This is a genomic window from Acidimicrobiia bacterium (assembly GCA_040289475.1).
Lineage (GTDB): Bacteria > Actinomycetota > Acidimicrobiia > ATN3 > PSLF01 > PSLF01.
This window is the reverse complement of sequence record PSLF01000016.1, coordinates 25,527-34,406: the sequence shown is the minus strand read 5'-3', so window position 1 is coordinate 34,406 and position 8,880 is coordinate 25,527. Positions and strand designations below refer to the sequence as shown.

The following is an 8,880-nucleotide window of genomic DNA, read 5'->3' as shown; positions in this document are numbered from 1 at the left end:
TCTCTAGCCTTTTCTTCCATTCGTAGTAGGTGCTGCGGGAGATACCTACCAGCTCCTTGATCTCTTTCCAGTCCCTTTTTGCCTTCCGAAGGGTCTCTACCAGCCGGATCTTTTTGAGCCGTTCAGCCACCTCTGGGTTGTTGCTACCGGCTTCCTGGAGGTGCTGGGCCTGTTTAGCTGCTCTGAAGACCACCTTGCCAACTGTGGTAATCTTCACCTTGGGGAACCTCCTTTCTCTAGGGTGGTTCCCCTCTAGTTTTTACCTGAAGTCATCCCTCAGGAGTCCAGGATGTGTTTGTCCGGGTACAATCTACTCTGGGGCCGGGCTAGTCATCGGCCACCCCCGAGCCATCTAGTTCGCTCTGGAGCTACCTACGTGGGGGGAGGAGGATTCGAACCCCCGAAGGCATACGCCGGCAGGTTTACAGCCTGCTCCCTTTGTCCACTCGGGCATCCCCCCGTAAAAGGGAAATTACATGGTTCGCCTTGATTGTTTGGAGACCATGGGGCTCGCCGGGCAACGCTAAGCCTGGAGCTTGTCGCGTCTCGACGGGCACGGACGAAAGAATACGAGTCAATACTTCACAGTGGCCGAGGAGTTTTCGAAACGCTCCTGCTATGGAATTTCTACGATCCCAAAACCTCCCCCGGAGAGCACCAGCTGGTTTTGCCTGAAATCTATCTTCTATGGTCGACTGCGGCGGCGAGGTAGCCATCGACTGTATTTACGTATGGAGCGAGCCTGGAAACTCACCTGTAATTTGTAAACTGCAATGGAACTCCGAAGTCGGCTGTTTTGAGATGCTGTATTACCCGTTGAAGATCGTCCTTTTTCTTGCCAGTAACTCTTACGACATTCCCGTGTGCGCTTGCTTGTACTTTTAGACGCATATCTTTTACAGCTTTGATTATTTCTTTTGCTTTTTCTTTGGATATCCCGTGTACTATGCGAATTTGTTGTTTGTAAGTGGACCGGGCCGCTTCCTCAATGCGCCCTCGCTCCAATGCCTTGAGGGATACTTTTCTCCTTACGAGTTTCTCTTCTAAGACTTCGACTGCTGCACGTAACCGTTGCTCGGTTTCCGAACGGATTTCTAAGAGGTCTGGCGCGATTAATACGATCTCGGTTCCTGTGCCTTTGAAGTCAAATCGAGTAGCGATTTCTTTTGTCGCTTGGTGGACGGCATTTTTGACTTCCTGCAGATCGACTTCCGACACGACATTGAAGCTAGGGTCTGGCATACTCTCCTCCATTTTGCGGCACTAGATGCAACCCGATCGGTTCTCATCGGACACCACTATTGGGATGTTAGCGTAAATAAAAATCTCAGAGATCTGCCGGATGAGGAATTCGGTTTGCCGATTTTTCGTCCGATTACCGGCGATTCCGATATGATCTAAATATGAGTGATGAGGCGCTTTTTGCACACTATGTAGCCTTCCGCAGGGTGTCTATCCCGAGAAGAAATGAAGCTTTATGGGTTGGCGAAGGTTCGCTACCGCCCGTCGCAAGCGGGGATCTAGGTACCGTGCTCCCGGAAGTGTTGGCGAAGAGTGACGGCAGCGTAGAGCTCCGGGGCTCGTACAACTGCGAAGGCTTCAGACCCGATGTAGACCTTTTATTGTGGATGACATCTCGCAGTGTCGAGGCTCTTCAAAGCACCTACGTGTCGCTTCGCAAGACGTTTACTGGAGCAGCCCTAGAGCCATCTCACATCTTTTTGGGCGTGGTCAGACCTCCCGAGTTCAACCCTGATCACATGCCGGCTTTTGCAAAGGGTGAACCGCCTCGCCGTTATATATGTGTGTACCCGTTCGTGAGGACTGCAGAATGGTATCTCATGGACTCGGCACGGCGTGCGGAGTTGTTGAGGGAGCACGGGCAGATGGGGCGCGAGTTTCCTGAGGTACTGACCAATACAACTTCTGGATTCGGACTTGGTGACTGGGAGTGGATACTGGCTTTCGAGTCGGACGACCTTATCAAAATCGTCGATTGCATCAGGCGCCTTCGTGACGCAGAAGCAAGGCGCTTTACCAAGCTTGACACACCGTTTGTCGTTGGGATCAGAAAGCCGCTGGAGCAGATTTTAGAAGAGGTCGGATAAGTTAGACTGCCTCTTGCTAAATCGTGTTCCCCGTTTGGTTGGAGAGCCAGATCCCTTGGCGTCCTAGCAATCAGTTCTTCGGAGGCATTCGCAAGGCTCCATCGAGGCGGATGGTCTCTCCGTTCAGGTAGGGATTTTCTACTATGTGCGCTACCAGCTCGGCGAACTCTACCGGACTCCCGAGGCGTTTAGGGAAGGGAATGTGAGCTACTAGAGCGTCTCTGGCATGCTGGGGAAGAAGGGCCAGCATAGGAGTGTCGAAAGTGCCCGGAGCTATTGTGACTACTCTGATTCCCAACGACGCCAAGTCCCTGGCGGCTGGTAGCGTCAAAGACACAACCCCACCTTTCGACGCCGCATATGCGATCTGGCCAATCTGCCCTTCGTATGCCGCAACGGAGGCCGTGTTGACGATCACTCCCCGCTCACCCGCGTTTTCGGAGTCGACAGGATCTAGCCGTGCCATTGCTGATGCCGCTAGACGCAAGACGTTGAAGGTTCCCACTAGGTTGATTTCTACAACTTTTCGAAAGGCGTCCAAGGAGTGTGGATTGCCCGTCTTGTCCACGACTCTTTGAGCCCATCCGACCCCTGCGCAGTTGACTGCAATACGGACGGGGCCCAGGATTCCAGCACGATCCAGCGCCGTCACTACCGACTGCTCGTCGGTGACGTCGCATTCACAGAACACGGTCGAAGGCGCAAGCTCATTGGCTAGCGTCTCGCCCTTGGTCCTATCTCTGTCTAGGATTGCGACCTTGGCCCCTGCCACTACGAGCTTTCGGACAGTAGCCTCGCCCAAGCCTGATGCGCCCCCGGTCACAACCGCTGTATGATTCTCCGCCTTCATGCAATTTCCTTTCTATCCTGTTTTTTTTCTTGTTGTGAGTTATCGAGATCGATTGCGCGCCTCGCTCACTGTTCCGATAACCGGCCAAGACATTCGATGCCTTTCGTCAAGGCTCGGCGAGCGTCGATGCTAGCGCTGGCGCGGAGGCAATTTTTGTTTCAGAAGTACTGCATCGGATCTACTGGTTGCCCGTTGACACGGACCTCGAAGTGGAGATGAGGGCCCGTCGATAAGCCAGTAGATCCCACTTTTCCGATCTCTTGTCCTTGCGAGACCGATTGCCCCTGCGATACCTCTATGCTGGATAAGTGGGCGTATGCAGTAGCTAATCCGTCGCCGTGGTCCACAACGATGAGATTTCCGTACCCGCCAGACCAGCCCGCATAAGCAACGATACCTGACGCAGCAGACGAGACCGGAGCCCCCATCGGGGCTCCGATGTCGACGCCGGTGTGCATGCGGGCATACCCCAAAACCGGATGGACGCGCATTCCGAAACCACTTACTACAGGTCCGGTAGCTGGCCAGATAAGCTTACCGCTACCGCTTCCTCTAGAGAGGACGAGACCCGCGACACGTCGACTTTGATTTTCCAGCTCATCAAGGGCTCGCTCTAGCTTGGCTTTGTCGGCTTCTATTCCTGCAAGAATCTTTTGATGGGTTTCGATCTCTCGCTGTAGAGCGAGCTGAAGTTGTTGCTGCTCTTGAAGTGCATCCTCGAGTCTCGATTGCTCGACTCGGAGCTGATCCCTGCGCGCCTCTGCCTCTTGACGGGCCTTGTCCAGTTCGGCTCTAGTCTCTTCGAGGTCTTGGACTGCGGAAGCAATAGCTCGTGCATCGGCATCGTTTCGCTGTCTGACCGACTCGTTGTATTTGTTTTGCAAGACGGCGTCTTCAAAACTCGAGGCGTCCAGGATTGCCTCGGCTTGGTCGAGGCGCCCGTACTTGTAAAGCTCGACGACACGTCTCCTAAGTACTTCCTTGGCCCCTGCGAACCTTACTTGTGCTTCACCAAGCCTGACTTCGGCTCGATGGAGGTTGAGCACAGCGACATTCAGCACCTCTTGTGCCTCAGCAACACGCAGGCGAGCATCTCGCACTTGAACTTCGAGGGCTGCAATTAGCTGGTTTACTTCGTTGAGACGCTGGTCGGATGCCGCTACTGCGTCCAGCTCTGCTTGGGCTTTTTGGGATGCCTCATCGATCTGTCTTTTGAGGTCTTTTATACGATTGGCATTGGTCTGAGCTAAACCTGGCGAAGAAACTGAAGCGAATTGAACGAAAAGCAAGATCGAAGCCAATGACGCTGCTGTACACAGCAACAACGAGGACTTGTTGGAGCGTGTCGGTGTTAGGATTGATGAGTTCATTGGCTGAGTTAGATCTCTGCTACAAAGGCAGTGCCGATAAATAGTAGCAGAGGTCAGCTTTTGGAATAAAAGCAAAGCAAGCAGTAACAGAGCAGCAGTTGTCCTTCAGGCTGCCGAGTTTTCCAGCGTTGTAGTCGCAACAGCGACGTCCGAATGAGCTCGCCAAGCTATCTTGAGGACGCCGCGAGGGGATCGACATTTTTACTCGCTTCTAAGACGGTGAAGCTCCCTAGTCCCGTGGGATCGGATAAAGCATGAGCCGACACCAAAAGCGAGCGTGCTTGAAGTTCATCCAAGGGGCTCGCAACAGACGGATCCCAAAAGGAGCACGCTGCAGCAAGGATCTTCAAGACTTTGCCCAACCCCCGCTTTTCTAACCACTCGCCTTGTTTTCTCAGGGGAGATGACTTTAGTCCACGCCGCTCAATCTGCTCTAAAACACGCTTCCACTGAACTGGGACCATAATGTCGATTTCCCCAGGGGAGGTAAACGGGTCTAGCAACTGTTGGTGCCGAGAGTATGCGATGACAGGGGATTCGTAAGGGTTTTTGGAGAGATCGAATATGAGAACACCCCCAGCACTCCCCGATGTAGCCATCTCGCACATCAGGGCTGCTAGCCGTTCTTGGTTTGGAGAAACAACTGCTATAGCAGCTTTTTCGGTCAAAGAACAAGCTGTATCTGGATGAATTGCCTGTGCTAGCCCTGCTGGAAGATCCGATAATGGGCGCCACGCGACCTCATCCATAAGATATTCAGGGATATCCAGAAGCGAATTTCGCGGTGCATAAAGAACTAAGCGATCGTGGTAGATGTTGACTAACAGCTCGCGGACTTCGATACCATCTTTGACGTACAGATGCGAGGGAAGATTATCGAATACTTCGTTGGCCAACACCAGTTTGTACGAAGATACTTCCCGATGTGGCATTGTCTTTTTCAAAGCATAATCTGGAGTGCTATAAAATTCTACGTGTACAGAAGAAGCCAACGGAGGTATACCAGGAATTGGGATCCAATCCAATGCAAACATGTCCTCTGCGGTGCTCTCCGTTTTTAATCCTGGATCGACTACACAGTAGTAAACGGCCGAGACCTCGAAATCTGTAGTGACATCTACGCCCATAGCCACGCGAAGTTCTTGGACAAGCCTGGCGGCTACGTCGACTCTTGGAAACGATTCGGTTTTTGGTGGTGCGAAGCCAAAAAATGACGCGATTTGGGAGACAAGAGTTCCTCTGGCGCCGCCAAACTCAACAATTTGCAGAAACGGCTTCGATCCAGATAAATTCAGCGCATCATTGCAAGCCTGAAGGGCATGTGCTGCTATGAAGTAGCCGAAAAGTGGAGATATCTCCGGAGATGTAACAAAATCAACTCTCGAGCCCCGGTGATTACTTTTTGCGTAAAAGCCGTATGTGGAGTCATAAAGAGCCAACTGCATGTAACGAGCGAAAGTGATCGGCCCATGCTCCTCTATCTCTGTGCGTATACGAGAGAGGAGTGGCCCTATTGAAACACCCCTGTCGCACCGAGGTGAAACACGAAATTTGGAAGGATGAACCATAGCAAAGTGATACCTGCCAGAATCCCCAATGCAGACGCCACGGTGGACGGAACGGGAACATTTTCGGTCGCATCAAGCTCGCTAGAAGCGGAATCGAAAATCATTTTTTTAGCAACATTGGCGTAGTAGAACACCGCGATCACTGAATTGAGCGCTACGATAGCAGCAAGGGCAAGGTTTGTACCTCCCCCCGCTTTCACTATTGCCCTAAATACAAGGAACTTGGCCCAGATCCCGGCCGCTGGGGGGACCCCTGCAAGGGAAAACAAAAAGAATACGGTGGTAAGCGTGAGCCAGGGTGCTCGTTTCACTAACCCCGTCCACGTCGATACTTCGGCGGATTTAGTTGTTTGAGCGATTGCTATGACGGCTCCGAAGGCACCGAGGTTCATAACGGCGTACACGAAGAGATAGCTAATGGAGGCAGAGAGGGACGAGCCCGAGATACGTCCGTCGGAGCCTATAGCTGCAAGTGGAGCGAGGATGTATCCGGCGTGAGCAATAGATGAATAAGCCAAAAGCCTAACAACATTGGTTTGTCGGAGAGCGATCAAATTGCCGACGGTCATCGTGGCAACTGCAAGTCCATATATTACAGGCCGCCACACATTGACTTGAGCCGGGAACGCCACCAGGATCAGCGAGTAGATTCCGACAAATCCCGCGGCTTTTGATGCGACGGACAAAAAGGCCGTCACCGGGGTTGGGGCCCCCTGATAAGCATCTGGAGCCCAGAAGTGAAATGGCACGGCGGAGATTTTGAATGCGAACCCTACCAGTACCAATACTACGGCGACTGCGCCGAGTACTGCGACGTCGTGGGGGGGCCCGGAAGCAAAGAACGAAGAAATCGTCTGAAACCGAAGACTACCGCCGGTAATGCCGAAAATCAAAGACATCCCATACAGTGAAACCGCTATCGACAGAACACCGATCAAGAAGTATTTAAGCGCGCCCTCAATGGAATTAGGGTCCGTTTTTCTCCATCCAGCTAGCAAGTAAGTAGGAGAAGAAACTAGCTCAATAGCGATAAACAAAGTAATAAGATCCCGTGCCGAAGAAATGACGAGCATTCCTAGGACCGAGGAGAGGAGCAGAAAATAAAACTCGCCTTCTTTGTAAGATCCATCTTCTATGTAACGGAAGGCAAGAAGCAATGTAATAAAAGAAGAACCCAAAAACAGTGCTTTCAAAACAAGGGAAAAGCGATCGACAACAAAGCTGCCCCCAAAGAGTTCCCTCGGGCCTGGTGTCACCCACAGAGTTAGAACAGGGACTAGCGCAGCTAGAACCCCAGCACCGGCAAGCGTAGCGGTTAGCCACTTCCATTGCCTCGGTAGAAAAAGATCTACGAGAAGAACGATAAGTGCTATTCCTGTTAGGATCGATTCGGGAGCAAGTGCGTGATAATCAAAGTTTGGCATCTCCAACCTTTCTGGGTGTACGCCAACCCTATCCTGATGCGAATAGCCGGGCCAGGGACTCCACTGCTCCGTTGGTAATTCCAAATACCAACTTGGGGTATATGCCCATAACGACGGTGAGTACAACAAGAGGTACCCAGGAGAGCAGTTCGTAGGGATTTATGTCATGGGCTTGTAGGCTAGCCCAGCGCGCCGGCACCTCTCCCAAGTTCACCCGCTGAAGCATCCACAAAAAATACCCTGCTACCAAAACAGTTCCAACTCCTCCAGCGACCATCAGAGCTCTAAAAGTTGCCTCGGGAAGGCCAGGTGCGGGTTGGTAGCTCGCTAATAAGGCCGGAAACTCTCCCCAGAATCCAGCAAGTCCTGGCAGTCCCAAGCTGGCAAAAGAGGTAAACGCTAGCAGTGAAGCGATGATCGGTATTTTCTTTAACATTCCACCGCCCAGTTCGGGGATCTCGCGCGTGTGGTATCGCTCATGTATCGACCCAGCGAGAAAAAATAGCATCCCGGTGATGACTCCGTGAGCCAGCATGCCGAAAATTGCGGCGTTGATTCCGATCGGGGTGAGGGTGGCTATCCCAAGCATGACGAATCCCATGTGTCCCACTGAGCTAAACGCTACCAATCGCTTGAGGTCTGACTGAGCCATGCAACACAACGCCGCGTAAACGATCCCGATCGCTCCAAGAATTCCAATAACGGGTGCCCAGGATCGAGCTGCATCGGGAAGGACAGGAAGTGCGATTCTTACGAAGCCATAGGTTCCCATCTTCAGCAATACAGCTGCTAGCAGTACAGATCCAACCGTTGGAGCTTCGGTGTGAGCGTCGGGTAGCCATGTATGAAAGGGAAACATTGGCACTTTTATTGCAAAGCCTAAGAAGAGGCCAGCGAACACAGTAAGTGCTGCCCCTTTTGAGAATTGGGCCAGACCGGTCGAAAGCTCCAAAATGTCAAATGTACCGGCCTTGAAATAAAGTGCCAGAAACGCGAGAAGCATAAAAGCTGATCCAAACAGCGTGTAAAGAAAGAACTTGATCGCCGCATACTCTTTCCTTGGGCCTCCCCAAAGTCCGATTATGAAATACATGGGTAGAAGTACTAGCTCCCAAAAAATAAAAAACAAAATAAGATCGAACGCTACAAATGTTCCAGACATCCCGGTTTCTAACAACAGTACTAGCGAAAGAAACGCTTTCGCATTGGCAGGTTCGGGAAGGTGGTCAAACGTGTATATAACGCATAGGAATGTGATGAATACTGAGAGCAGAAGTAATGGAAGACTGATTCCGTCAACGCCAACGTGATAATTGACATCTATCTGAGGAATCCAGGATGCTTTTACCGCCAGCTGTACCTCGTGCGATCGGGAGAAATCGAATCGCCAAAGGATTCCTATGCCTGCAAGCAGAGCTAATCCAGAGGCTATCAAAGCAGTCACTTTTGCCGGGAGATCATATTGTTTGGGGATAAAAAGTAAAAATACAACGCCTGCGGCTGGAAGAAATACTGCTAAGGTAACTAGCCATCTATCGAGAGCTTCCACGCTCACCTACC

8 protein-coding genes and 1 tRNA gene are annotated in these 8,880 nt (G+C 51.8%); 1 reads left to right on the top strand and 8 read right to left on the bottom strand.

Going from position 1 to position 8,880, the window contains the following annotated elements; translation table 11 throughout:
• The 3 genes from C4318_08255 to C4318_08245 form a co-directional block, all read right to left on the bottom strand.
• Positions 1-217 (bottom strand): hypothetical protein (locus C4318_08255; GenBank protein ID MER3455127.1); only part of this gene is annotated, 217 nt, incomplete at its 3' end.
• A 160-nt stretch (positions 218-377) separates the two neighbouring features.
• Positions 378-460, bottom strand: a tRNA-Tyr gene (locus tag C4318_08250).
• Positions 461-750: 290 nt separating this feature from the next.
• A complete protein-coding gene (locus C4318_08245) occupies positions 751-1,242 on the bottom strand; it encodes a YajQ family cyclic di-GMP-binding protein (GenBank protein MER3455126.1) in 492 nt (163 codons plus the stop codon).
• A 161-nt stretch (positions 1,243-1,403) separates the two neighbouring features.
• Here C4318_08245 and C4318_08240 point away from each other — a divergent pair, with 161 nt between their 5' ends.
• Entirely contained in the window at positions 1,404-2,108 is a 705-nt protein-coding gene (locus tag C4318_08240) for a chlorite dismutase (protein MER3455125.1), read from the top strand.
• Between the two features lie 70 nt (positions 2,109-2,178).
• Here C4318_08240 and C4318_08235 read toward each other — a convergent pair whose 3' ends face one another.
• The 5 genes from C4318_08235 to C4318_08215 form a co-directional block, all read right to left on the bottom strand.
• Positions 2,179-2,958: a 3-hydroxyacyl-CoA dehydrogenase gene (locus C4318_08235; GenBank protein MER3455124.1), complete on the bottom strand. Its 780-nt coding sequence runs from the start codon at positions 2,956-2,958 to the stop codon at positions 2,179-2,181.
• Positions 2,959-3,116: 158 nt separating this feature from the next.
• Positions 3,117-4,328 (bottom strand): hypothetical protein, encoded by a 1,212-nt coding sequence (locus C4318_08230; GenBank protein ID MER3455123.1) that lies wholly within the window; start codon positions 4,326-4,328, stop codon positions 3,117-3,119.
• A gap of 167 nt (positions 4,329-4,495) precedes the next feature.
• Positions 4,496-5,896 (bottom strand): hypothetical protein, encoded by a 1,401-nt coding sequence (locus C4318_08225; protein MER3455122.1) that lies wholly within the window; start codon positions 5,894-5,896, stop codon positions 4,496-4,498.
• Positions 5,839-7,320 (bottom strand): NADH-quinone oxidoreductase subunit N, encoded by a 1,482-nt coding sequence (locus C4318_08220; protein MER3455121.1) that lies wholly within the window; start codon positions 7,318-7,320, stop codon positions 5,839-5,841. Before C4318_08220 ends, C4318_08225 begins: the two co-directional genes overlap by 58 nt.
• Positions 7,321-7,348: 28 nt before the next feature.
• On the bottom strand, positions 7,349-8,875 hold the full coding sequence (locus tag C4318_08215; protein ID MER3455120.1) for an NADH-quinone oxidoreductase chain 13: 1,527 nt from the start codon (positions 8,873-8,875) through the stop codon (positions 7,349-7,351).
• Between the last annotated feature and the right edge of the window lie 5 nt (positions 8,876-8,880).

Bases quoted from the DNA above. Each gene is read 5' to 3' on its own strand.
- C4318_08245 (MER3455126.1), bottom strand. From the start codon at position 1,242: ATGCCAGACCCTAGCTTCAATGTCGTGTCGGAAGTCGATCTGCAGGAA.
- C4318_08240 (MER3455125.1), top strand. From the start codon at position 1,404: ATGAGTGATGAGGCGCTTTTTGCACACTATGTAGCCTTCCGCAGGGTG.
- C4318_08235 (MER3455124.1), bottom strand. From the start codon at position 2,958: ATGAAGGCGGAGAATCATACAGCGGTTGTGACCGGGGGCGCATCAGGC.
- C4318_08230 (MER3455123.1), bottom strand. From the start codon at position 4,328: ATGAACTCATCAATCCTAACACCGACACGCTCCAACAAGTCCTCGTTG.
- C4318_08225 (MER3455122.1), bottom strand. From the start codon at position 5,896: ATGGTTCATCCTTCCAAATTTCGTGTTTCACCTCGGTGCGACAGGGGT.
- C4318_08220 (MER3455121.1), bottom strand. From the start codon at position 7,320: ATGCCAAACTTTGATTATCACGCACTTGCTCCCGAATCGATCCTAACA.